This window comes from Paraburkholderia mimosarum LMG 23256 = NBRC 106338 (assembly GCF_000739815.1).
GTDB classification, from domain to species: domain Bacteria; phylum Pseudomonadota; class Gammaproteobacteria; order Burkholderiales; family Burkholderiaceae; genus Paraburkholderia; species Paraburkholderia mimosarum.
Window position 1 is genome coordinate 260,288 of the sequence record NZ_BBJJ01000005.1, and the last position, 24,318, is coordinate 284,605.

The window sequence follows — 24,318 nt, forward strand, 5'->3', positions numbered from 1 at the left end:
AGCGGCTCCTGAGCGTGGACCCGACCGGGCGATGCCGCAACGCAGGCGAGCCCGCGCGGTCAGTTAGCGAAACGAAATAATTCGTCCGGTGCGACGCCTTGCACGTCTATCGCGCTCATGGCGCGCAGCTTGCATGGGGACCGGCGCATAACGACTTATCCATGATAGGTCCACGCGACCGATTAACGCCTATAGGGTATGCGCGTATACAAATCGCGTGCGCTCGCGGCAGCGGGACGCTAATTTGTATACACGCAGGGAGGGCGCCGATGAAGACCATCGTGCTGGGCGGCGGAATTGCGGGCGTGACGAGCGCGTACTATCTCGCGCGCGACGGCCGCGACGTCACCGTGATCGAGCGACGCGGGGGCGTTGCGCTCGAAACCAGTTTCGCCAACGCCGGACTCGTCGCGCCGGGACATTCGTATACGTGGGCCTCGCCTCGCGCGCCGAAGATCCTGCTCAAGTCGCTGTTCGTCGAAGGCCAGGCGCTGCGCCTGCATCTCAGGGCGGATCCGCATATGTGGGCATGGTGCGCGCAGTTCCTGCGCAACTGCACCGAGGCGCGCTCGCGCGAAAACACGTCGCGCAAGGTGAGGCTGTGCCGCTACTCGCAACATCAGCTGCAAGCGCTCACCGCGCGCGAGCAGCTCGAATACGACCGCATCAGCCGCGGCCTGCTCTATCTCTACCGCGACGCCGCCTCCTTCGAACGCGGCCGCGCACACATGTCCATCCTTGTCGAGAACGGGCTGCCGCTGGAGACGCTGGACGCCGCCGCCGTCGCCGAACGCGAGCCCGCGCTCGCCCACGCGCGCGCGCGCATTGCGGGCGCGATCTACTGCCCCAGCGACGAAAGCGGCGACGCGCACCGCTTCACGCGCGGGCTCAAGGAGGTTTGCGAACGTATGGGCGTGCGCTTCGTGTTCGACGCGCCGATTCAGGCAATCGAAGCCACCGGCGATCGCATCGCCGGCGTGCGCACGACGGCCGGGGTGATCGCAGGCGACGACTACGTGCTCGCGCTCGGCTCATGGTCGCCGATACTCGCGCGGCCCCTCGGCTACCGGCTCGCGATCTATCCTGTGAAGGGATACTCGGCGACGTTCCCCTGTGGCCCCGGACATCGCCCGCCCGAAGTGGGCGGCGTGGACGAGAACCACCTCGTCGCCTGGGCGCGTTTTGGCGCGCGACTGCGCTTCACGGCCACGGCCGACTTCGCGGGCTACGACACGCGCCACACGCCAGCGGACTTCACATCCATGATGCAGGCGGCGCGCGAACTCTTTCCCGATGGCGCCGACTACACGCAGCCGGGCTACTGGGCCGGGCTGCGCCCGATGACGCCCGAGGGCACCCCGCTCATCGGCCGCACGCGCCATCGCAACCTGTTCCTGAACACCGGGCACGGGCATATGGGCTGGACAATGTCGTGCGGCACCGCAAAACTGCTCGCCGACATCATGGCTGGACGCGAGCCCGAACTCGACATGACGGGATTGACGCTGACATGACCACGACTGCACCGCAACATCGTACGGACACCTACACGAAGCTCGATTTCTCGCTCGACGAAGGCATTGCGCGCCGCGCGTCGATCGGCCTCGTCGTGCTCGCCACCGACCATACGATCGAATACGAATGGCGCGGCTTGCTGCGTCAGCCCGGCGTGGCGTTCTACGAGAGCCGCCTGGAGAATTCGCCGGACATCACGCCGCCGCGCCTCGCGGAAATCGAGGCGCGCATCGCCCCGGCCGTGGCCCTGCTGCTGCCAGGGGAGCGGCTCGACGTAGTGGCGTTCGGCTGCACTTCGGCCTCGATGGTGATCGGCGAAACGAAGGTCTTTGCGCGCATTCGCGAGGCACGCTCCGAGATTGCCTGTACCACGCCGATCACGGCGGCGCTCGCCGCGCTAAACGCGCTCGGCGTGCGGCGCGTGGCGCTGCTCACGCCGTATGTGCGAACCATCAACGACTTCATGCGCGACTATATCGAGGCGCGCGGCGTGGCTGTCACGCGCATGGCCTCGTTCGAGCACGCGGACGACAACGAAGTGGCGCGAATCGATGCGAATTCGATTCGCAGTGCGATAGAAGAACTCGCGCGGCACGATGACGCCGACGCGGTGTTCGTGTCCTGCACGAGCTTGCGTGTGGCCGCGCTCGTGCCGGAACTCGAAGCCGCTGTCGGCAAGCCGGTGCTGTCGAGCAACTACGCGATGGCGTGGCACGCGCTACGGCTCGCGGGGGTGCTGGATAGCGAGCCGCAGCTCGGCAGATTGTTCGCGCGTTAATGGACCCTGGTGCGCAACCCGATTCAGCGTCGCTGATGGATCAGGCGTAAATGGGCTTGCCGGCAAGCGCGCTGCGAATCGCGCCCGCGAGATCGCCGGCTGCGAATTTCGCCACGTAGCCGCTCGCGCCGGCATTCTTCACGTGGGCTTCGTTCGCGGTGCCCGTGAGCGACGAATGAATCACCACCGGAATATCCACGGTGCGCGGGTCCGCCTTGATCTTGCGCGTCAACGTGAAGCCGTCCATTTCGGGCATTTCGAGGTCGGTGAGCACGAGCGCGATGCGATCCTTCGCGCGCACGCCGTCGCGTTCCGCCTTCGTCGCAATCTCGTCCAGTTGCTTCCAGGCTTCAAGGCCCGTTTTGGCCATCGTGTATTCCACGCCGAGCGCCTTGAGGCTCTGGCCGATCAGCTCGCGCGCGAAGCCCGAGTCGTCGGCGGCCAGCACCTTCGCGCCCGGCGGAATGACCGCGGGCTCGCCCACCTCTTCGGGCACGACCGCGCCGTGCTGCGCCGGGAATACGTCGCGCAGCACCTGCTCCACATCCACCACCTGCACGAGCTTCTTGCTCTCGGGGTCGTTTTCGAGCCGCGCGATGCTCGTCACGCGGTTGCCCATCGTGACGTCGGCGGTCAGCACCTGGCTCCAATCGAGCCGCACGATCTCATCCACGCTTTCGAGCGCGAAGCCCTGCGTGGAGCGCGCGAATTCCGTCACGAGCAGGATGTTCAGACCCGTGGCCGGCTCGCAGCCCATGAGCCTCGGCAGGTCGATCACGGGCATCACCTGGCCGCGGATGTTCGCCGCGCCGAGCACGTAGGGGGACGACGCCGCGATCGGCGTGATCGTCGGCATGGTCAGGATTTCCCGCACCTTGAACACGTTGATGCCGAAGACTTCGCCAACCTCGCTGCCCGGCGCCGCGCCGAGCCGGAAAAGCAAAAGCTCGAACTGGTTCGTGCTCGTGAGGCGGGTTCGTTCGTCGATTGCGAAGCCGCTATCCATGGTTCCCTCGTGTGCTGTTCGTCTACCGTCTGGTGGAATGCGATGCGTCCGGCATCCGCTGCCTGCCATCGTCTACGGCCTGGCGCGGGAAATCTTGAGCCCTCATTCCACGCACGGTCGTTCTGGATCAAGCCACCCTCACGTATCCTCCCGCAGGCGGCTGGCGGCGTGCTCGCGCAGCAGCGCCGCGCATTCCCTGGCGCTCACCGGCCTGCCGAACAGGTAGCCCTGCTGCCGCTCGCAGGCGAGCGAGCGCAGAAGCGACGCCTGCTCGGGCGTCTCCACGCCCTCGGCCGTCACGCGTATGCCGAGCGAGTGCGCCATCGCCACGACGGCCCGCGTGATCGCCGCCGAGTCGCGGTTGGCGGGCAGGCCCGCCACGAACGTGCGATCGACCTTCAGATGGTGCAGCGGGAAGCGCTTCAGGTACGAAAGCGACGAATAACCGGTGCCGAAGTCGTCCACCGAAATGCGCACCCCCTATGTCGCTGAGGGCGCGCAGCACGGGCTGCACGCTCTGGCAGTCGCGCATGAGGATGCCTTCGGTGATTTCCACTTCGAGCGCCTCGGGCGCCAGCCCCGTTCGCGCGAGGCAGCCCGCCACCTGCTCGACCAGCCCGTCCGCGATCTGGCGAGGCGAGAAGTTGACCGCCATGACGAAGTCGGGCGCGAGAAGCCGCCGCCATTGCGCGGCCTGGCGGCACGCGTGCTCCAGCACCCACTGGCCGATCGGGATGGTCATGCCCGTGTCCTCGGCCACGGGAATGAACTCCACCGGCGAAACCGCGCCCAGCTCATCGCTCTCCCAGCGCAACAGCGCCTCCGCGCCGATCACGCGGCCGCTTTCGCCATCCACGATCGGCTGAAAAGCGAGGCGCAGCTCGCCCGACGCAAGCGCCCGGCGCAAGCCGCGTTCGATCTGGAAGCGGCGCTGCAGGCGCTGGCGCAGCTCGTTCGTGAAGAACTGGAACTGATTGGCGCCGCGCTGCCTGGCCGCATACATCGCCGAATCGGCGTTGCGCATGAGCGCGGCGGCGCTGCGGCCATCGTCGGGATAGAGGCTGATGCCGATCGAAGCGCCCAGGTAGTACTCGTTGCCCGCCACCCCGAACGGCGCGGCGATGACGTCGAGCACGCGTTGCGCGAGCGCGCTGAGGTCGTCCACCTTCTCGTAGCAGCACACCGCGATCACGAATTCGTCGCCGCCCACGCGCGCGAGCGTATCCGCCTCGCTCACGCAGCCTGCAAGGCGGTGTCCCACGTCGCGCAGCAGCGCGTCCCCCGCCTCGTGGCCGCCTGTGTCGTTGACCTTCCTGAAACCGTCGAGATCGACGAAGAGAAGTGCGGGCTTCGCCGCGCAGGTCGCGCGCCCCAGCATCGCCTGCATGCGCTCGGCGAGAAAGGTGCGGTTGTAGAGGCCCGTGAGCGCGTCGCGCGTGGCGAGGTAGCGCAACTGCTGCTGCGCCTCGCGCACCGGCCCGATGTCCGTGAACGAGACCACCGCGGAAATCGCCTCGCGCTCGCCGGCGCGGAAGATCGGCAGCACGTTTTCTCTCACCCAGACGACCTCGCCATCGGCGAGTTCGAATCCCACCGTCTCGCCGATCACGGGCTGGCCGGTCTATAACGCACGCATGCTCGGGCGCATCGAATTGGGCAATGGCGCGCCGTTTTCGTCGAGTACACGCCCGATGACGCTCATGATGCTGCGGCCGATGGCAACCTCGGACATGCGCAGGAGACGCCGCGCGCTGCGGTTGCAGGCGAGCACGATGTCGTCGCGCGACTGCATCACGATGCCTTCGTTGAGGTGATCCACCACGAGGCGGTGATGTTCCTCGCTTTGCGCGAGCCGCTCGGCAATCGTCTGCTGGGATCAGCAAGGCCGCGACGCTGCTGGCGATGTCGCACAACAACGCCTCCTCGGCCGCCGTGGGCCGCCAGGGCCGGCTCTGGTACACGGCGAGCGCGCCCAGCACGCCGCCGTCGAGGTCCTCGATCGGGGTGGTCCAGCCTGCGCGCAGGCCGCTCTCGAGTGCGATGCGCCGGTACTCGCCCCACTCGTGCGCGCCCTCGTAGTCTTCGACGCAAACGGTGCGCCGCTCGGCGATGGCCGTGCCGGACGGGCTGGTGCCGGAGCCGACCGGCGTGTCATCGAACGCCGCGTGATACTGCGCCGGCAAGGACGGCGCGCTGCCGATGTGAATGCGCCGGCCGTCGGCGTCCAGTTGCAGGATCGAGCAGTTCGCGCCCGCGCCCAGCAGCCGCTCGGCGCGGCAGCAGACCTCGGCGAGCAGTTCCTGCAGCGGCAGGTTACGTGACACAAGCCGCAGTACGTTGCGCTCTCATGCGAGCGCTTCATCTGCAGCGCTCGCTGTTGCGTTCGTCTCTTTCGACGCCTTACGTTGAGCGCCCCGTGATCCCGCTGCGCCGGACGCTCCCACCGCCTGGGAATAGTCCATACCTGCTTCCCCTCTTGTTGCCGTGGTGCGTGTCGTGCACGTAGCACCCGTGGCCGGCTCGATCTCTAGTGTGTCCTGCGCGGCTTCCCGCCAGCGCGCCTGGCGAGCGAGCGCGCCGCAACTGGGTTAACGGCAGAGGTGGTGGGATCTTGAAGCGGGTTGGGGGCGGCCAAGGCCGGCGGCTAGCCGGATAGCGGGGGTCGAATGGAGAGGCGCGCGGGGTGGACTGGTGCGCGCTGAACCCCGCGCATTTCGAAAGTGCATGCGGCCACATCAACGATGCCGCCGCCACTTGGGTTATTCGATCGAGTTAGAGCGGTTGTCTGCTGGGCAAAAAGACCAGTCGGAACCGTAACAAACGCAATTGGCAATGCGACACCTCGAAGCTGCGAGTCTTAATGTTCGTCCAGTTTCTAAAAAGTCCCGCCCGAAGCGGAACTACTTTGTTACCTAATCGCTTCGGTATTCGGAGTCACGAGTGGATCATTGCAGAGCCGCTCGCAGCCGCCCTCGCATATGGGAACCAGGCTGACCGCTATCTGGTTTAGTGTGGCGTTCCCTCTGTCATCGACGTCTGGCTCCGTGATGATTCTCGTATCAATCCAAATATTGGTCTCCCCGACGCCAAGTTGCACTAGATAGCTCCTTAACTCGCTCGCACGCGCTGCCGCGACCGCCCTCGGATTCCGCTCCTTGATATAGCCGCCGGTGTACACGATTCCTCCAATCTCGGCATTCGGCCACTGCTTCGCAGTGGCCATCATTTTGGCAATTTTGACGCGATCCACGTTCGGAATTTCCCTGGAATTGGGTGGCAAGCTGCTCACCATATCTTCCGAAATTGTGCAAGCGCTTGCGTTGCCAATTCCTGCCGCCAGGAATAAGGAGAAAACGCAATACAAAGCCTGAAACCTTTGCCAATAATTTCTCATATCGCTCCCCTTAGCCCTTGAACCCTATGTAGCACGTCAAGCTATCCGCGTTTCTCAGGGCCTTCTCGGGGTTATCCTGTGCCCAAAATGAAAGGCTGACAGTAACTCCGTACACATCATCAGTGGAGTCGAACACATCCGTAAAGTGTGTGCATTCGTGAATCAGCGCTAGGACTTGGCAGCCGTAACGAACGCAATTAGCAATGCGACCGCGCAGCAGCAAGCCTTTTTTTCATGCTTCCCCACTTTCGAAATAGCCCCGTCGAAGCGGGGCTATTATCGACGACCGGTGACTAATACTTCAATAGCTCGCCAATTTCCTTTGAGCGGCTTTCCGTAATGCCCGCCATACACTCCCAAAAGAATATATAGCGCTCAGCTGCCTCACCCATTACATAAGTTTCACTATAACATTCGTTGTCGCGATATCCGGCCCACGAGCTTTGTGCCTTCTCGAAATATGGCATCGCTTTCGGCTCACCGTCCGCCGTTAGCGATTTATCGCGATTCGCAAGTTTTTCCCGCATCGCTTTCAGCCTCCCGTTTAGCTCACTATTCAATCGTACAAATTTCTGGTGCGAGCATTGTGCCAAGTCATCATTCGTAGCATTGTCTCGGCCGTCGCATAAGCGCGCAAGTTCTGCCGCGGTTCGCCCTTTGAAGTAGACTTGCGGCGACTCGAAGTAGTGGTAATCGAACTCTCCGGAGTAGACCGTCTTGCCGAATGCTGCGACGGGAAGAAGCACAAGCATGAATAGACATTTAGTGCGTCGAATCATAGATCCCCGCTTCGAACATCTCCGCTTCTCGATGGCGGCGCCTCTGAAGCCCTCTAACGGGCTTTCCCTTCGAACTCGCGTATTCACGCATTTTATTTCCCACCTTTCCGTAGTCGCCACTATTGACAAAATCAATTATACCCACACCATTACCTTGCAGATTGTACAGAAAGCAGACCAACGCATCGTATTCAAATTGATATAAAGTCAGTTTAATTCCGTCATTGAGTTTTCTCTCAGCCCATGCAATGTCCTTCCTAATCAACTCCTCCGCTTCAGCTTCGCTAATTCCTTTCCTGAATGGATTTTCCGAAGCCGCACCTGAAATTTTACCGAGATGCACCAAATGTCCATAGCCGATAGTCGCGTTGCCGCTCCGACTTCCGTCCTTATCGTACATAGTAGCGCTGAACGCCTCCCATCCCTCAAGAAATCTAATTCCTGCCTCTGAGAACTTCCACGGCTTGCAATAACGCCGCGAATACACATTGACGTTCGAGTTTGGGTCCGTGTTCGTTACGCACTCATGCAAGGGGTCGGTCATATTTACTCCGTCATTACGACAGTGAAAATCGAAGAATCAGCAAGCAGATTCGCGATGTCCAAGGTAGACGCGGATGCTTTGCGCCCGGTCTGTCTTGTGGCGTTGGGTGCGTCCGTAAGAATCAGTAACGCCGTGTGTTAGCGCGCCTTGCGACTCGATCGTGTAATACGTGTCGGCCAGAATCGAGCCGTTGGCATCGTGCAACGTGAACTGTTCGTCGTAGCTCGTGCGGGCGAGACTGGCACACGCGCAGGAAAGCTAGCCGACACTGGGGGGCCGGTATCGATGTACTCACAGCAACGCGCATAAACGGCAATGAGTCGCGGGTGTGTTTCGCACTTGCAGATGACGATATCGCCCTCAACCGCTTCCTTTGCGCTGCCAAGCGTATAGTCAATTCCCCGAAGGTAATCCGATATTCCGGCCCCCGCGGCAATTACGCCAACAGACTGACACGCCGCGCACCATGCTTGATGACCTAGATACGCTTGCGCACGGTTTCGCCCTTCGTGGTCTTCGATAGTGCAGCGAGTATTGCCTTCTATGACCTGGCTATTTCCGCCACTGGTTAATGGATCACCTTCGACAATTGCATAGTAAATAGCCATTTAAACCTCTCTATGTCCGAGATAGAGCGCTAGCGTCCGCGCTCCGTCCGTTTGATAGCGTGCCGTGCGACCTAGCGAATCGGTAACGCCGTGTTGTAGTTCGCCCGATGGTAGGCGTACCGTGTAATACGTGTCGCGCAACACGCAGCCGTTCGCGTCGTGAAGGGTGAATTGCTCGTCGTAGTTGCGTTGCGCCGTGCTCGATGTCGTGGTGTTCGCACGTTGCTCTATAAGCCCCATCGATTCTTCGGCGGTAAAAACCATCGCCATATTTCGCTCGGCGTAGAACACTGGCGGCGGTGAACAACCGCAGATGTTGATATCTCCGCTCAGTGCCCATGGCTGCCCATTCGGGCCGGTACCTTTATGGCGCGGGCCGCGCGGTGCGATGTAGCCTTCCTGTTTGCACGCCTGGCAATACGTCTTCATGTAGAGCGTGGAGATATTCACTTCAGGCGGCGGATTGGAACAGGTCACACTCGACAAACCCTCCGTTATGAACGCATCGCCAGCCTTGTCGCCGATGCCAAGGAATACGCGCCTCATACGGCCTCGCCTCGATGGTTCATTTCCTCTGCGGTGACAATCTCCCAGGTGTCCAACCACGCGGACCCCTTACGATCTGTGCTATCCGTTATTGTGTCGCCGTTATCCAGCACGCTCCCCACATATGCGAACTGAGCCATCGTCGGATTCGTCCTTATTGCGATCCCACTAATGATTCGCGCCGTCGTTCCGTTTGCATAATGGACCTTATCGCCGAGAATGCCGACCTTCACGCGTTTTCCGTCAACGCTCCATTCGCCGCCCGGATCACGCAATACGCCGCCGCGAGCAGTCGTTGATCCATAGAGTGCGAAGCGCTCGCCCGGTATGCACGGCGGCGGCACATATGACGCATCGAAAAGGCCTTCTGGCGTTTCGCCTTCCGCGACGAGCAAGCCTGACTCCCCATCTTCCCAAGGCGTGAATACGATCTTGTCTCCGTTGCTCAAGGTGCTACCTACGAGAGCAAAGCAACTCGCACGATCCGCAGCCAGGGAGCCGGAACCATCCTTGATTACCGCCTGGCTGCCGTCGGGATAAGTGACGATATCCCCCACAAGTGCGACGGGAAGGTCGCAGATGACAAGGCCTGATGTCGCGCTGGTGACATACCCGCCGCGCTCCGTGCGCGCGCCAATTGTTGCGAATGCGTACACGGTGCCTTTGCACTTTTCCTGATCCGACATCTCCATTTCTCCACAAGGTCGACGAACGAGACCGGCCCGGCGAGGCGACCGGCGAAGCGCCGGGGTATGTTTTTGCCCGGCGCTACGATAACTACGCCGTCTGAATCAGCGGGGATATAAGACTGGTCCGAATTGGAAAGAAAATAGTCTCGCGAGTGCATTCGCACGCAACTGATTTGACGTCCGACAGATAAATATGTCGGTTAATTGAGATTGTCTGAGTTTTCTCCCAATACTCGCGACCATGCAATACGGCACGGCAAGAGCTACGAACGGCGCAGCGCACGCACGAGCGGCATCACTTTGGCGTGCTCGATTCCCGGATTCGCACACGCGCTATTACGGTCGGCGCGCGGCTCGATCAAAGGGATGAAATATGTGCGACCGCGCGAAGTTACACGCGCCGGTGCCGCTCGTTGATACGGCGCAGGCAATGAAAAGCGGCGCAGTACGCGTGAAATACTGGCCCAAGACGTTACGCCATGCGCGTATCGCCACCATGCCGAACTGGCATAAGGGCATCTTCGAACGCGAAGGAACAGTGCACAAGGGCACACGAAAAAAGGCCGCCCACAAACGAGCGGCCTTTCTGTCCAAAAAATACGGGCCTTTGATACCCGATGTACCTACAAGCGACACCTGCCCAATTTTGCCGTATCGCCTCGCACGACTACACGCGCCGACGAACAACCGCCTTACGCCTGGCTCTTATCGCCACCACCATCCTTATGAAACACCCGCTTGGTCGCGCGCTTCGTAGCCTCATAACCTTCGCGCGATACGTGCGCGATGCCATGGCCCACCGTCTTCGCCGCGCTCGCGGTGGCGTGGCCGAAGTCGCGCGCGGCGTGCCCGGTTTTCGTGGCCGCTTCCTTCGAATCGTGCTTGATGTTCTCCTTCACTTCGTGAAGGTCGGCGTGCGCCATCGTGCTGGCCATGCCCAGCACGAGCGCGGCAAGTATGAACCGTTTTGTTTTCATCATCGGGCTCCCTTTGTGTTTTCAACGGATGACCGCGGACGCGTCGAGCATCACCGCCGCGCGTCCCGTAAGCAGCACGCTGCCGTCGCAGCGCAAAGTAAAACCGTAAAGGATCGTATTGCCGCTTCCGCTCACGCGCTCCGCCTCGATTACCAGCGGCGCATCGAGCGTATCGAGCCGCTCGACGTACGCCTCCACGTTGCGCACGCTAGCAAGATACCCTACGCGCGGCACGCTCGTCGTCGATCCGTCCAGCGCACCCAGCAGCGCGCCATGCACGGCCATTGCCTGTGCCGCATACTCCACGCCGCAAACCGCCGCGAGACGGCCGCGCGAACGCAGCGGATTGCCCACGTCGCGATGGCTCGTCGCCGTGCAGCGAATGCGCGTCTCGTCCCACGCCTCGACCGCGTCGAGCAGGCACATCGCGCCGCTATGCGGAATGTGCGCCGCGATCCACGCATGGTCCAGCGGCACGGTCCTCGCTGCGTTGGCGATCGCGTGCACGAGGACGCGCGGCAGGTCGGCCTGCATCGTCATGCACCTTCCCCCGACACCTCGGGCATCGTCACGTCGATATGCACGCGTACCTCGGGCATGTAGTCGATCACCACGCTGCCCTGCCGACGTGGTTCGGCAAGGCACGCCAGCACTTCCAGCAGCGGCAGCACGCGCGCGGCAGGGTTGTTCGTGCGCAGCGCTTCGAGTTCGGGAGAAGCCAGCGTCGACGCCTGCGCATCGGTGAGCGTCACATCGAGGCGCGCGAGCGTCGCCGCGCTCGCCTGCGGCGCGAGCACGAGCGCGACGCCGAATGCATCCGCAACGGGCCGCACCGCGTGAAGCGGTTCGGGGTAGTCCGCATCGTAGGCAATCAGCAAGGTGGGCACGCCATCCACGGCCACCTGGCACACGCTTTCGAGCAGCCCCGCCGCGAAGCTGCCGTCGTGCGCGCACAGCACGTTCGACGTCGCCCGCGCCCCCGCCGCGATGCTCCAGTAGCCAGCGGGCGCGTTGTGCACCGAGTTGTGAAAGCGCGTGGGCGAGAGTTGGCGATCGTCGCCCGCGAGCGTTGCGCAGATCGCGTGACAGTTCACGCCATCGCCGCCCGAGGCCGCGAACACGGCGGCGAGCGTGGTCGCGTCACGGCCGCTCGCCGCCACGGCTTCGTGGCCCACGGCCAGCGCGATCTTGACGACCGGCCCGGTGCGGCGGCGCTCCGCGGCGGGCAAACCGTCCGGCGGCGGCAGCACCGTGCGTGCGCTCGCGTAAGGCGCGCGCGCCGCGAGCACGTCGGCGGCCTGCGGCCAGTTGGCGAGCCCCGGGCCGATCACGCCGACGCTTTCGATGAAGGCGGAAAGTCTCATGAGGGTCATCCGTGACAGGCGCGGTCCGCGCGGCCGAGCAGCAGGCTGCAGTTCGTGCCGCCAAAGCCGAAGGAGTTGCTGAGCGCGGTGCCCACGCGTGCCTCGCGGCTTTCGAGCACGTAGTCGAGGCCGAGCGCCGCGTCGGGCTGCGTGGTGTTGACGCCGGCAGGCAAGAAACGATGCCGCAGCGCGAGCGCCGCGATCACGGCTTCGAGCGCGCCCGCAGCGCCCAGCGTATGTCCGGTCGCGCCCTTCGTCGAGCTGCACGGCGTGCGCTCGAACACGCTGTTGATCGCGCGGCTTTCGGCGGCGTCGTTGCTCGGCGTGGCCGTGCCGTGCAGGTTGATGTAGTCGATGTCGCGCGCAGCGAGGCCCGCGGTCGCGAGCGCCTGCTCCATCGCGGCGCGCGCGCCGAGGCCTTCGGGATGCGGCGATGACATGTGATGCGCGTCGCTCGATTCGCCTACGCCGAGCAGCAGAATCGCGTCGTCATCGAGCGTGTCGGGCACGCGTTCGAGGAAGGCGAACGCCGCGGCCTCGCCGATCGATATGCCGTTGCGGTTCACGTCGAACGGGCGGCACGGATCGCGTGAAAGCAGTTCGAGCGAATTGAAGCCGTACAGCGTCGTCAGGCAGAGCGAATCGACGCCGCCCACCACGGCCGCGTCGATGAGCCCCGCTTCGATCATGCGGCGCGCGGAGCCGAACACCTTCGCGCTCGACGAGCACGCCGAAGAAATCGACGTCGCCGGCCCGCGCAGGCCGAAGTACGCGCGCACGAAAGAGGCGAGCGCGAACGGGTTGTGCGTTTGCGCGTAATGGAAGCCGGGTTTGAGCGCGCCGCTTTCCGGGTCGCGCAACCGGTACGCGTTTTCGGTTTCGAGTATGCCCGAGGTGCTGGTGCCGACGAACACGCCCACGCGTTGCACGCCATAGCGTGCGACGGCGGCCTGGACGTGTTCGGCGAAGCCGTCCTGGGTGAGGCCGAGCTGCGCGAGACGGTGGTTGCGGCACGCGTAGTCGGCGAGATCGGCGCGGATGGCCCCGCTCTCGACGCCGGCCACGGCGCCGATCCACGTATCGAGGTCTGCGCGCTCGAAGTCGCAGCGCGCGAGGCCCCCGCGCTTGCCGCGCAGCGCGTCGAGCGTCGCGTCGAGCCCGCGCCCGAGGCAACTGGTGGCAGTGAAATGCGAAAGGAGGATGGGTTTCACGTCAGTCGATCCGTTGGCGCATACGTGGAATCAGGGATGGCCCGTCTGGTCGTCCAGACACGCGCGCAGTGTCGCCCACTGCAGGTCGTTGTCCGCAGCGGCGCGCAGCAGCGGCGGCAGCACCTCTAGCACGAGCGGCTCACCGCGCGCGTCGCGGGCCGCGTGGCCGTCATGCACTAGCAGGATGTCGCGTGGCGCAAGACCGTCGAGCAGACGGCGCGTGATCGCACCGGCCTCTTGCGCGCGCGTGTCGAACCCGCGCCGCGTCCAGCTCGCGAGCTGCAGGCCGAGGCTGCACAGCGCCGGCTCGAGAAACGGATTACGCAAGCCCGCAGGCGCGCGGAAAAAGCGCGGCGCGACGCCCGCAATTTCGGTGAGCGTGCGCTGCCCGGCCGCGATCTCGCGCTTCATGGCGCGCGGCCCGAACAGCGAAAACGTAAGCCGATGGTGCTCGCTATGGTTCTCGACGGCGTGGCCGCGCGCCACGATCGCTTCGACCAGCTGCGGATGGCGTCGCGCCAGCTCCCCGATGCAGAAGAACGTTGCGCGCGCATCGAACCGATCGAGAAGATCGAGCACGCGCGGCGTTACTTCGGGGTCCGGACCATCGTCGATGGTCAGTGCGATGCGCCGCCCCACAGGTTCGGGCAAGCGCGTCCAGTTCGGACCGAGCAGCGCGCTGCGCGGCCACAGGCCGGCGGCGGTGAGCGCCAGATGCGAGGCGGCCACGCTGCCCACGGCCCACGGCCACGCACCCGGCTGCACGGCGAGCGCGGCGGCCGCGCCCGCGTGCAGCGCCGCCGCGCCGCAAATGAACGGCGACGGCTTCCAGCGTCGCACCGCGGCGGGCGTGAAGCATGACGACGGCAGCGAAGGCGAACTCATGCGCGGCCTCCGTCGGGGTGGCTCAAATGTGCGGCCTCGGCGCGAGTTTGCGCAGGACGCCGCAGCGGTTGGGGCGCGTCGGGAGCGTGTGCCTCGTCGGTGCCGTGAACCAGCGGCGGCGCGAGGATCGCCGCGAACACGAGCGCGAGCACGGCACCTGGCCCCACCGTCAGACCAAACGTTTCGAGCAGCGGCACGTGAGAGAGCGCGAGCAGACCGAAGCCCGCCACCGTCGCGAGATTGGCCACCAGCAGCGAGACGAGCGTACGCGGCGTGACGCTCGCGTGCTCGTCGTGCTTGCAGAAGAACAAGGCATAGTTCGATCCCACCGCGACGATGAGCAGCATGCCCACGAGATGCAGGATGGTGAGCGACACGCCCGCCAGCGCGAATCCCGCCGCCACGACCAGCACGGCGGCGACGAGCGGCGCGAGCGCACGCGCCGCGCGAGTCGGCGAGCGCAGTGCGACGGCCAGCAGCACGGCGATGGCGACGAAGCCCGCGAGCGAGAGGCGGATGTCCTCATGCACATAGTTCGCGTACAGGCGGTCCGCCTCGGCCTTCAGGTCCACGAAGAGCGCGCCCGGCACATTCGCGCGCGCGACGGCGTCGCTCACGGGCGTGGCGTCGAGGCTCGGGGCGTCCGCAGCACGCGTGCCCTGCGCATTGGACGGCGCGCGCAAGGCCAGCATCGCGTTCCATTGGCCGTTGCGCTGGGTCAGGAGCGCATCGACGGCGAGCGCCATCGACGTGCCCTTGAGGTCCGCACGCGTGACCAGCGGCTGGGTGCGCGCAGCCTCCACATCGGCAAGGAAAGGCGCGAACGCATCCGGCCTCACGTCCACCGACTGATTCCTGATCGCCTCGGTCAGGCGTGCAGCGAGTACATCCTTCGCGGGCAGGCTCGCGAGGCGCGCGCGTTGGGTCGCGTCGCTCGGCAAATAGCGCGACGGGCTCTCGAAACCGCCCAGCACGCCACGGTCGACGAGCGGCTGCAACTGCGCGCCGACCTTCTCCGCGCCTTCGAGCGCGGCCTGCTCGCTCGCGGCCGGAATCACCACGAGATAGCGCACGTCGGGCGCGCCTACGTCCGCGCGCAGGCGCGTGTCGAGCGCCTGGCTCGCGGCGGGCACCGGGCTCAGCGAGGAAAGCTCGCGGCTCCAGAGGCCGTCGCGATGCAACCAGAGCAAGGCGACGGCGGCGAGCACGAGCGCCGCGAGCGGCCAGCGCAAGCGCGGCGCGGCCTGCGCGAGACGCGCGAGCGCCGCGCCGATGCGCGAGACATCGCGCATCGCGACCGTGCCGCCGCAAAGCTGCGGCAGCACGAAACGCGTGACGAGCGCGGCGCTCACGAGGCCGGCAATCGAATAGAGGCCAAGCTGCACGAGGCCGGGAAAGCCCGAGAACAGCATCGACGCGAAGCCGCACACCGAGGTCAGCACGCCGAGGCGAATGGTCGGCCAGTAGGCGGCGAGCCACGCGCGCAGCGTGTCGCGGCCCTGAAGCGCACCCGGCGGTGCGCCGCGTGACCCACCTTGCGACGACTGCACGAACAGATAGATCGAGTAGTCCACCGCTTCGCCGATCAGCGTGGTGCCGAAGCCGAGCGTCAGGCCGTGCACCGTGCCGAATGCGAGCGCGACCGCAGCGATGCCCGCCGCCACGCCCGAGAGCACCGGCAACAACCCGAGCGCCAGCGTGCGCGGCGAGCGGTAGAGCGTGAGCAGCAGCGCGACGATCAGCACGAGGCTCAGCGTCGAGAGGCGTTCCACGTCGTGACGGATGGCATCTCGCGTCGCAACCGCGAACACGCCAGGCCCCGTCATCGATACCTGGTAGGCCGAAGCATTGGGCAAGGTGGCCGCGGCGGCGGCAAAGGCCTGACGCACGGCGTCGATGGCGCGCCCCTGGGCGTCGGTGTCGGAGCCGGCGACGGTCTGTGCGACGAGCACGGCGCGCCGGCCGTCGCGCGAGGCCCATACACCGGCGCGGCTCGCGGGCTGCGCCGCGCTATCGAGCTGGCCGAGCATCGCCGCCACCTCGCCCGTCGGGTCGCGCGGCAGCAGATCCTTGGCGATGAGCCCCGCGGACGAAGTCAACAGATCGAGGCTCTCGCCGAGCGCGTCGTGCAGCCCGTGTTCGGTGAAACGTTGCGGCGTGACCGCTGGGCTCAGCACGTAGCGGTGCGCAAACATGAACTGCTCGTCGCGCGCGTCGTTTTCGTCCGCGCCGTTATGCACGGCCGCGAACTGCGGGTCGGCGCGCAAGGTCTGCGCCACGCGGCGCGAAAGCGCAGCGCGCGTGCTCTCGTAACCGCCGTCGATGCCGATGAGAATGAGCCGCGAAGCGAGGCCGTCGCGCAACTGATCGACGAGCACCTGCTGCTTCGGGCTCGGCGAGCGCGGCAGGAACGCCGAGAGATCGGCGGTGAAATGCGCGCGGCCTATCGCCACGGCGCACGCCACGAGGCACAGCAGCCACACCGCGACGGCGCGGCGCTGCGCGAGCGCGAAGCCGCGTGCAAGGAGCGGATGGGCGCGCGGATCCATCAGTTCGCGTCCGCGGAAAGGGCGTGCAGGCGCATCAGCGAATGATCGCCATCCGCCTGCTGGATCGCGACGCTGCGCAATGCGTCGCCGGAGCCGTCTATGGTGATCGTGCTCACCACTTTGAGCATGCGCGAGTCGAGCGGCGTGAGCGTGAGCGACCAGTCGTCGCCCTCGCCCGCGAGCGCGACCTTGTACACCTTTTCGAGCGCGAAGCGGTTGCCCGCCAGCGTCGCGCGGATGCTCTCGATGAACGCGCCAAGCTCCGGATAGCGTGCAAGGGCGAGCGTGTATTTGTGGTTCTCGCGCTGCACGGTCAGCATGTCGCCGTCCACCACGAGATGCTCGGGCTTCGGGCTCTGCGTGATCTTTTCCAGGTGGTCGGGCGCGACGAACACGAGTTCGCCCGACGATTCCACGGGCTGCGTGGCGATCGAAAGGTATTTCGTCTCGGTGAAGCTCGCGTGGCCGGACTTGTGCTGCGCGAGCGTGGACATGAGGCGGTCGATCGTCCAGGCCGGTTGCGTCGTTCCGGCCGCCTGCGCGATGGCGCTCGAAACCATCAGGAAACATGCAGCGCTTGCCGCCGCGCGCATGGACACGAATTGGCGGATCGCGCTCATGCGTCGGTCACCTCGTGCACGGGAAGCTCGGCGTGGGCGCGCGACTCGCGGCGGCGCATCGGGGCCGCGCCCGCCTTGCGGGCCGCGGCCGGAGCCGCAGCCGGAGCCGATGCCGGGACGCCCGCATGCGCGGCCTTTCTGCCGCCCTGCCAGAAGTCGAAGTAGTTGAACCAGTTGTACGGCGCGGCGCGGCAATAGCGGTCGAGCAGCGCGACGTAGCGCACGAGCGCCGCGTCGATCGTGCGCTGGCGCGCCTCGCGCGGCACGTCCGTGAAGTCCGCGAGCGTTTCGAAGTGCACGTCGTAGCGGTTGCCGTCGCGGTAAAGGCCCGTCATGAAGAGCACCGGGCGCTTGAGCATCGCGGCCATGTAGAGCGGGCCGAGCGGAAACGCCGCCGGCTCGCCGAGAAAGGCCATGCGCCGCATGGTGGCCGCGTCGTCCGCGAGCAGCGTGCGGTCGGCGAGCAGGCCGACCATGCAGTTCTGGTCGAGACGCTCGTGCACCTTGAGCATCGAGCCGACCTGGCCCAGGCCGATCACCTCGGGCTTCGCCGCCGGATTCACGGCGGCCAGCGTCGCGTTGATCTTCTGCGCGTTCTCCTCGTACATCGTCACGACCACGCGCAAGTCGGGCCGCGTACGGCCGAGCGCGCGCACGACCTCGAAGCTGCCGAGGTGCGCGCCCATCAGGAAGACGCCCCGTCCCTTCTCGAGCGCGGCGTCCACGAGCGTGTGGCCATGCGGGCGGATGTCGAACAGATCGAAGCGCCCGTTCGCCAGATAGATGCGGTCGTGGATCGTCGCGGCAAACGTGAAGACGTGGCGGTAGACGTCGCGCCACTGCGCGGGGCGGCCCAGCACGCGGCGCAGATAGTCGCGCGAGGCCGCGCACGCGCGCGGCGAAAACAGCACGAAATACAGTGCGATCAGGTGCAGCAGCGCGCGGCCCGCACGGCGGCCGAGGCGCAGGGAAAGCCACGTCATGACGCGCAGAAGCAGCGTGTTGCTGCGTTCCTGCTGGTTCGCCCAGTCGGTGCGATTCGTCATGGCTGCGCTCCCGTTTGCCCGCTCGCACGGGTGAGAGGGCCGGCGCTGCTTGCGCCGCTGAGCACGCCGCTCGCGACATCGCGCGCGCCCGCGCGCAGCGTGAAGCGGATCGCGCCGCTCGCAGCGGCATCCCAGGCAAGGTCGAAGGTTTCGCCGGGCGCGGCCGGGCTCAGGAACTTGGCGGAGCTGAGCTTCCATGTGGCGAGCGGCCGGTTCAGCGCGGTGCCGATCGCATCGATGGCGTGATCGAGCAGCACGACGCCGGGCACCACCGGGTGACCCGGAAAGTGGCCGGGCAGCGCCGGATGGTCGGCGGGAATCGTGAACGAGAGCGCGGACGACGGCGTGCCCGCTTCGTTCGCATCGGGCGCGTGCTTCGTGGCGGGCGCGAGGCCGCCGCCCGTATGAAGCGCAACCAGCGCAGCAAGCACGTCGTGCGGCAGCTTGCCGGTGTCGTTGCGCGGCAGCGCATCGACGAATATGAGCGGACGCGGCAGGAACGCGGGGTCGATGCGCTCGCGCAGCGCGCGCTGCAGATCGGCGAGCGAAAGCGTGGGCGCGACCACGAGCGCGACGAGGCGCTTCACGTGCTCGTCGCCGTCGCGCTCGTCGTGCCGGGGCATGAAGAACACGCCGTCCACCACGCCAGGAATCGCGTTGATCTGATGGTTGAGGTAGGCGAGCGACGTGCGCTTGCCCGCGATGTTGATGAGGTCCGTCTTGCGTCCGTGCAGGAGGAAATGCTCCGCGTCGAGCAGTTCGAGTGCGTCGCCCATGGGGACCGGCTCCTCGACATGGCCGCCCGAAACCCACATCGTGGGCCCCTTGTCCACGTCTTCCGGGGTCTCGCTCTCGCGCGCTTCCAGGCGGATCTTCGGGTGCAAATGCCACGTCGCGCCCCGTGCGGTGCGGCGCGTCGCGATCTGGCCGGTTTCGGTGCTGCCGTAGATCTCGATGAGCGGCGCCCTCAGGCGCGCCTCGGCTTCGCTCGCGAGCTTCTCCGAAAGCGGCGCGGTGGCGCTGAGCACGAGTTCGGACGGCGGCAACGCGTGATCGGTGCCGAGCAGCGCGCGCAGATGGATCGGCGAGGTCACGAGCACGCGCGGCTGCGGCACCGCTTCGAGTTCATCGCGGATATCGCCGGGATAGAACGGCAGCCGGTTGCTGAACGCGAGACCGCCGATCAGCGCGAGCAGCACCGTCGCCTCGAAACCGTACATGTGCTGCGGCGGCACCGTGCCGACGATGGTGCAGTCGCGCGCATCGAGCAAGCCCAGCCGCTCGGCCGACGCGCGCACGCCCGCGACGAGCATGCCCCAGGTCTTGCGGTGCGGCACCGGCGCGCCGGTGGAGCCCGAAGTAAACACGTAAGCCACGGTACACGAAGCGTCGATCCGCGGGACGACGAACGGCGCCTGCGCGCCGGGCGCTTGCTCGGCGCCGGATTCGGGATACGCAAATCGCGGCAGGTCGATCGCGCATTCGGGCGCGTCGTGCAGACAAAACGTGTCGGGTGCGAAGGCGGCGAGCTGGCGCACCGTCTCGGGCGTCTGGGTGGACGGCAGCAGGCTGACGCGGCCGGACACGAGCGCCGCGCACAGGCTCACCGTGAAGCGGTAGCGGTCGCGGCAGACGTTGAACACGTGCCCGCCCGCCGGCAGCGCCGCGGCCACGCGCGAGACCTCGGCGAGAAAGGCGCGCACCGTGACGGGCGCGCCGTCGCGCCAGGCAATGATCTGCTCGGGCGATTTGTGAAAAACGAGCGGATGAGTCTGCATAACTTCAGTCAAAACGAAATCCTGGGTTGGCGAGGCGGGCAAGACGGCATCCATCCATCACGAATGCGCCCGGCTCGTCTGCCGGTAGGCGCGGATCGCGTCGAGCATGCCGGCGCGCGGCTCGCCCGGCAACGCGAAACGCCGGCACGCGTGCTCGGCGACGAACATCACCGCCACGAGCGGCAACGCGAGGTAGTTGGCGAACGTCGACCACGCGAGAATCGGTGCAATCGCGAACATCAGCGTCGAAACGCCGGCAATCGCGATGAAAAAGAGCGTCCATGCGAGCGTGATCTGGCGCGTGTAGCGCGCGACGGCAGGCGTGAGCGCGCCGCCGTGGATCATCGCCGCGAACTGCGTGCAGAGCGGCACGCGCCCCGCCGCGAGCGTGCGCCCGAACAGCAGCGCCATCGCGAGGTTGAAGCTCACATGCTCGAGGAACAATCCCCATGCGAAGTGCAAAGCAAGGGGCATGCGCGCAACCCAGAGCGCCAGCGCGACGAGCGCCCAGAGCGGCAGCAGCACTGTCCGGCGCGGCGAGCGGGCGGCAGCGGCGAGCGCGATCGCGAGCGGCGGCGCAAAAGCCATCGCAAGGCCAAAGCCGTGCGCGCCCGGCGTCGCCACCGCGTAATGCGCGCCGACCTGCCAGGCGACCACTGCCGCCACGGCCAGCACCGCGCGCGCCGCCGGCGCCACCGCGCTCATCGCGTGCCTCCGCGCAATCGCCCTGCAGCCTGCCGGGCGCGCGACGCCGCCTGACGCCGGAAACTCGCCGGGCATGACCGGGCACGCACGCCGGCGCAACGCAACGCGGTAAGGCTAAACGAGCATGGCATGTTGGCAATCGTTGTAAGAATCGTAGGATTCGCGCGCGTGCGGCCGTACAGCGCCCGCGTCGCGAATCGTCATATAAAAATGCAATTATCGGGCCGGTTTCTTGCGGACCTGTTCCGGCCCGCACATTTTAAGATGGCGCGACGCCAACACCCGTCCAGCATCACACCGGTTTGTAACTGAATGTTCGGAATCCCGCGCGGCAAGGCTTCCGTCCGAAGAAGACAGGCGCAAAGCGGCGCAAGCGTCTCGCGCGTTCCGATCCCAAAATGCGTGCGAGAGGGCCCCGACCCTCTGTAACCCTTTCGGCCCGCAGCACCGTATACGCACCGATACCCATCGACTAGAATCCGCGTAACTTTTACATCACACGAACCCTAAAAAAGGGGCGTCCGCCGCAAGGGCGGCCTGCCCGAAGAGCCCACGCATGATGAACGCACTGCAAAAAGAGCTCGCCACGCTGATCGTGACCGAGCTGAATCTCGAAGACGTCTCGCTCGACAACGTGAGCGCCGATACTCCCCTCTATGGCGAAGGCTTCGGGCTCGACTCGATCGATATTCTGGAAATCGCGCTGCTGATCTCGAAGAAGTACGGCTTCGAGCTGCGCTCGGACAATCCGGATAACGAAAAGATCTTCGCGACGCTCGGCGCACTGGCGGCCTACGTCGAGGCGCACCGCGTGCGCTGACGCACGGGCGCCGGCATTGGGGGAATACGCATGCGTGCACTCGTGACAGGCGGCAGCGGCGCACTCGGGCAGGCTATCAGCGAAGCGCTCGCACAGGCGGGCCACGAAGTCTGGGTCCATGCGAACCGTCGTTTGGGCGCGGCCGAGGCCGTCGCGCAGCGCATCGTCGCCGCGGGCGGACGCGCGCACGCCATCGCCTTCGACGTGACCGACGCCGATGCCACCGAAGCCGCGCTCAAGCGTCTCGTGGAGGCAGCGCCCGTGCAGATCCTCGTGAACAACGCGGGCATTCACGACGACGCGCCGCTCGTGGGCATGCGCCGCGAGCAATGGCGCCGCGTGATCGACGTCTCGCTCAACGGCTTTTTCAACGTGACGCAGCCGCTCCTCATGCCGATGATCCGCACGCGCCACGGGCGCATCGTCAATATCGCGTCGCTCGCGGGTGTGATGGGCAATCGCGGCCAGGCGAACTACGCGGCCGCGAAAGCGGGGCTAATCGGCGCGACGAAATCGCTCTCGCTGGAACTGGCCTCGCGCGGCATTACCGTGAACGCCGTGGCGCCCGGCATCATCGCCTCGCCCATGGCGGAGCAAGCGTTTCCCGCCGAGCGCATCAAGCAGCTCGTGCCCGCGCAGCGCGCCGGCCAGCCCGCCGAAGTCGCGGGCATGGTGGCGTACCTCGTCTCCGACGCGGCCGCCTACGTGACCGGGCAAGTACTCTCGATCAACGGCGGCCTCGCCTGAGCGGCCTCCGCGCTAACCGCATCCTCTGAGGAAAGACAAGTGTCCGTGCAACCCTTCGACGCCAAGCGGCAGTCGCGCTCCGCGCCCGGTGCAAGCACGGGCACGGCTGGCGAAGCATCCTGTTACGAAGTCGCGCCGCCCGTCGGGCGCGATGCCCGCGACGGCGCACATGACGGCGGTTATGCGCGCGCGGCGGCGCGACCTACCATTTTCTCAGGGTCTCCCGCCGCCGGAGCGGCCGCTGCCATGTCCACGCCGAGCGCCTCGTCCACGCATCTCGTCCTGATACCGAGCTACAACCCGGGTGCGAAGCTCGACGAGACCGTGCGCGGCGCGCGCGCGCAATGGAACCCGGTGTGGGTGGTGGTGGACGGCAGCACGGACGGCAGCGCCGAGCGCCTGCAAGCAATGGCACTGCACGACCCCGGCCTGCACGTGATCGTGCTGCCCGAGAATCGCGGCAAGGGCGGCGCGGTGCTCGCGGGGCTGGAAGCGGCCGCCGAGCGAGGCTTCACACACGTCTTGACGATGGACTCCGACGGCCAGCACCCCGCCGCGCTGATTCCCGAGTTCATGGCTGCCTCCCAGGCCGCGCCCGAGGCCATGGTGCTGGGCTTGCCGAAGTTCGACGCGAGCGCGCCGCAACTGCGCGTGCAGGGACGGCGCCTCTCGAACTTCTTCGCCGACTTCGAAACGCTGTGGGCCGGCATCGGCGATTCGCTCTACGGCTTTCGCGTCTATCCGATCGCGCCGCTCGCCGCGATCATGCATCGCCAGACGTGGATGCGCCGTTTCGACTTCGATCCCGAAGCCGCCGTGCGGCTGTGCTGGGCCGGCGTGCGGCCCATTCGCATCGAAGCGCCGGTGCGCTACTTCAGCGCCGGCGAAGGCGGCGTTTCGCACTTCAACTACGTGCGCGACAACCTGCTGCTCGCGGGCATGCACCTGCGGCTCGTGAGCGGGTTCGTGCTACGTCTGCCTCTGCTCGTCGGCAGACGCCTTTTCGCTTGACCGGCTGCCATGGCGCAGCGCCCATCGCGCCGGGCATTCGATAGTCGGCCAGCAAGCGCTCGCGCTGTTTCGTTCGCTTAGGATTCTTGATAAATTCCGCAGCGGGCAGCGACACGCCGTACCAGCTACGCGAGAGGCCCACTCGAAGCGAAGACGAAGCAGAGAAAACCCTGCATCGAGGGCCGTTTTCTCAAGCCCCCCGGGCGCTTGCCGTTAACACATGGGACCAACCACAACCCATTCCGGAGTCCCGTTTGAACGCGAAATCACGCGCTCTGCCATCTGCCTTTGCCCTGACCGGAACCCTCGCCGCCACGCTGCTCATCAGCGGCTGCCTCAGCAGTCCCCGCGTCGCCACCGCACCCGCGCGCCCCACGACCGTGGCCGCCGCCCCCCCGCCGCCCCAGCCTGTCGTCGTCGCGCAACCCGTCTACGTGCCGCAGCCGTATGACGCGTATGTCGCCGTCGTGCTCGACCGCGATGTCGTCTACGCCGGCGGCAGCACGTACATCTGGATCACGGACCCTGAAGGCCGTCGCCAGCGCCGCTACTATGGCCGCGGCGACCTGCGCGGCGAAGTCCTGCACCGCCGCGCGGAACTGCGCGTGGTAATGGCGCACAACCAGGGGCATCTGCCGATGCAACACGCGCGTGCGCCCGAGCCGCAGCGCGTGAGGGTGACGATGCAGCCCCCCGGCACGCCGCCGCACGCGGCGCAGCCGCATGGCTCCCGCCCGCCGCCGGGC

General features: G+C 66.0%; 23 protein-coding genes and 1 pseudogene. 6 read left to right on the forward strand and 18 right to left on the reverse strand.

The genetic code is table 11. From position 1 onward, the window contains the following. The first annotated feature begins 269 nt into the window (after window positions 1-269). A complete protein-coding gene (locus BMI01S_RS06315) occupies window positions 270-1,514 on the forward strand; it encodes a D-amino acid dehydrogenase (protein ID WP_028230179.1) in 1,245 nt (414 codons plus the stop codon). Continuing rightward, window positions 1,511-2,293, forward strand: coding sequence for a maleate cis-trans isomerase family protein (locus BMI01S_RS06320; protein ID WP_028230178.1), 783 nt, complete (start codon window positions 1,511-1,513; stop codon window positions 2,291-2,293). Before BMI01S_RS06315 ends, BMI01S_RS06320 begins: the two co-directional genes overlap by 4 nt. Window positions 2,294-2,333: 40 nt before the next feature. Here BMI01S_RS06320 and BMI01S_RS06325 read toward each other — a convergent pair whose 3' ends face one another. The 18 genes and pseudogenes from BMI01S_RS06325 to BMI01S_RS06405 all read right to left on the reverse strand — a co-directional run bounded on the left by BMI01S_RS06325 (window position 2,334) and on the right by BMI01S_RS06405 (window position 20,994). After that, the gene (locus BMI01S_RS06325; protein WP_028211227.1) at window positions 2,334-3,299 is read right to left on the reverse strand and encodes a chemotaxis protein; all 966 of its coding nucleotides are present in this window, start codon (window positions 3,297-3,299) and stop codon (window positions 2,334-2,336) included. Window positions 3,300-3,437: 138 nt separating this feature from the next. Next, window positions 3,438-5,623: pseudogene (locus BMI01S_RS06330) on the reverse strand (putative bifunctional diguanylate cyclase/phosphodiesterase). A 584-nt stretch (window positions 5,624-6,207) separates the two neighbouring features. Then, window positions 6,208-6,693, reverse strand: a complete 486-nt coding sequence (locus tag BMI01S_RS06335; RefSeq protein ID WP_154671149.1) for a hypothetical protein — start codon at window positions 6,691-6,693, stop codon at window positions 6,208-6,210. Between the two features lie 10 nt (window positions 6,694-6,703). Then, the gene (locus BMI01S_RS38800; protein ID WP_081715942.1) at window positions 6,704-6,916 is read right to left on the reverse strand and encodes a M35 family metallo-endopeptidase; all 213 of its coding nucleotides are present in this window, start codon (window positions 6,914-6,916) and stop codon (window positions 6,704-6,706) included. A gap of 70 nt (window positions 6,917-6,986) precedes the next feature. Beyond that, window positions 6,987-7,445: a lysozyme inhibitor LprI family protein gene (locus tag BMI01S_RS06340; protein ID WP_238327731.1), complete on the reverse strand. Its 459-nt coding sequence runs from the start codon at window positions 7,443-7,445 to the stop codon at window positions 6,987-6,989. 10 nt (window positions 7,446-7,455) lie between these two features. Further along, entirely contained in the window at window positions 7,456-8,016 is a 561-nt protein-coding gene (locus BMI01S_RS06345; RefSeq protein ID WP_028230177.1) for a lysozyme, read from the reverse strand. Between the two features lie 608 nt (window positions 8,017-8,624). Beyond that, window positions 8,625-9,170, reverse strand: coding sequence for a PAAR domain-containing protein (locus tag BMI01S_RS42890; protein WP_238327729.1), 546 nt, complete (start codon window positions 9,168-9,170; stop codon window positions 8,625-8,627). Continuing rightward, on the reverse strand, window positions 9,167-9,856 hold the full coding sequence (locus BMI01S_RS06355) for a PAAR domain-containing protein (RefSeq protein ID WP_036044370.1): 690 nt from the start codon (window positions 9,854-9,856) through the stop codon (window positions 9,167-9,169). Before BMI01S_RS06355 ends, BMI01S_RS42890 begins: the two co-directional genes overlap by 4 nt. Window positions 9,857-10,551: 695 nt before the next feature. Further along, window positions 10,552-10,836, reverse strand: a complete 285-nt coding sequence (locus tag BMI01S_RS06360; protein ID WP_028230175.1) for a hypothetical protein — start codon at window positions 10,834-10,836, stop codon at window positions 10,552-10,554. Window positions 10,837-10,857: 21 nt separating this feature from the next. After that, window positions 10,858-11,370, reverse strand: coding sequence for a hotdog family protein (locus tag BMI01S_RS06365; protein ID WP_042288650.1), 513 nt, complete (start codon window positions 11,368-11,370; stop codon window positions 10,858-10,860). 2 nt (window positions 11,371-11,372) lie between these two features. Next, window positions 11,373-12,200, reverse strand: a complete 828-nt coding sequence (locus BMI01S_RS06370) for a beta-ketoacyl synthase chain length factor (protein WP_028230174.1) — start codon at window positions 12,198-12,200, stop codon at window positions 11,373-11,375. 5 nt (window positions 12,201-12,205) lie between these two features. After that, the gene (locus tag BMI01S_RS06375; RefSeq protein WP_028230173.1) at window positions 12,206-13,411 is read right to left on the reverse strand and encodes a beta-ketoacyl-[acyl-carrier-protein] synthase family protein; all 1,206 of its coding nucleotides are present in this window, start codon (window positions 13,409-13,411) and stop codon (window positions 12,206-12,208) included. A 30-nt stretch (window positions 13,412-13,441) separates the two neighbouring features. Next, window positions 13,442-14,296 (reverse strand): polysaccharide deacetylase family protein, encoded by an 855-nt coding sequence (locus BMI01S_RS06380; RefSeq protein ID WP_028230172.1) that lies wholly within the window; start codon window positions 14,294-14,296, stop codon window positions 13,442-13,444. Next, complete coding sequence (locus tag BMI01S_RS06385; RefSeq protein ID WP_028230171.1) at window positions 14,293-16,845, reverse strand: MMPL family transporter; 2,553 nt, start codon at window positions 16,843-16,845, stop codon at window positions 14,293-14,295. The genes BMI01S_RS06380 and BMI01S_RS06385 overlap by 4 nt, the downstream gene beginning before the upstream one ends. Continuing rightward, complete coding sequence (locus tag BMI01S_RS06390; RefSeq protein ID WP_028230170.1) at window positions 16,845-17,465, reverse strand: LolA family protein; 621 nt, start codon at window positions 17,463-17,465, stop codon at window positions 16,845-16,847. Before BMI01S_RS06390 ends, BMI01S_RS06385 begins: the two co-directional genes overlap by 1 nt. Then, complete coding sequence (locus BMI01S_RS06395; RefSeq protein WP_154671148.1) at window positions 17,462-18,511, reverse strand: LpxL/LpxP family acyltransferase; 1,050 nt, start codon at window positions 18,509-18,511, stop codon at window positions 17,462-17,464. Before BMI01S_RS06395 ends, BMI01S_RS06390 begins: the two co-directional genes overlap by 4 nt. After that, entirely contained in the window at window positions 18,508-20,289 is a 1,782-nt protein-coding gene (locus tag BMI01S_RS38805) for an AMP-binding protein (RefSeq protein WP_028230169.1), read from the reverse strand. Before BMI01S_RS38805 ends, BMI01S_RS06395 begins: the two co-directional genes overlap by 4 nt. Before the next feature lie 57 nt (window positions 20,290-20,346). Next, window positions 20,347-20,994, reverse strand: coding sequence for a COG4648 family protein (locus tag BMI01S_RS06405; RefSeq protein ID WP_028230168.1), 648 nt, complete (start codon window positions 20,992-20,994; stop codon window positions 20,347-20,349). A gap of 559 nt (window positions 20,995-21,553) precedes the next feature. On the opposite strand from BMI01S_RS06405, the gene BMI01S_RS06410 reads away from it, so the two are divergent. The 4 genes from BMI01S_RS06410 to BMI01S_RS06425 all read left to right on the forward strand — a co-directional run. Beyond that, a complete protein-coding gene (locus tag BMI01S_RS06410) occupies window positions 21,554-21,814 on the forward strand; it encodes a phosphopantetheine-binding protein (RefSeq protein ID WP_028211215.1) in 261 nt (86 codons plus the stop codon). A 30-nt stretch (window positions 21,815-21,844) separates the two neighbouring features. Then, entirely contained in the window at window positions 21,845-22,561 is a 717-nt protein-coding gene (gene fabG / locus BMI01S_RS06415; RefSeq protein ID WP_028230167.1) for a 3-oxoacyl-ACP reductase FabG, read from the forward strand. Window positions 22,562-22,807: 246 nt separating this feature from the next. Further along, a complete protein-coding gene (locus BMI01S_RS06420; RefSeq protein WP_028211213.1) occupies window positions 22,808-23,572 on the forward strand; it encodes a glycosyltransferase family 2 protein in 765 nt (254 codons plus the stop codon). Between the two features lie 254 nt (window positions 23,573-23,826). After that, on the forward strand, window positions 23,827-24,318 hold a 492-nt coding region (locus BMI01S_RS06425), incomplete at its 3' end, for a hypothetical protein (protein WP_052408424.1).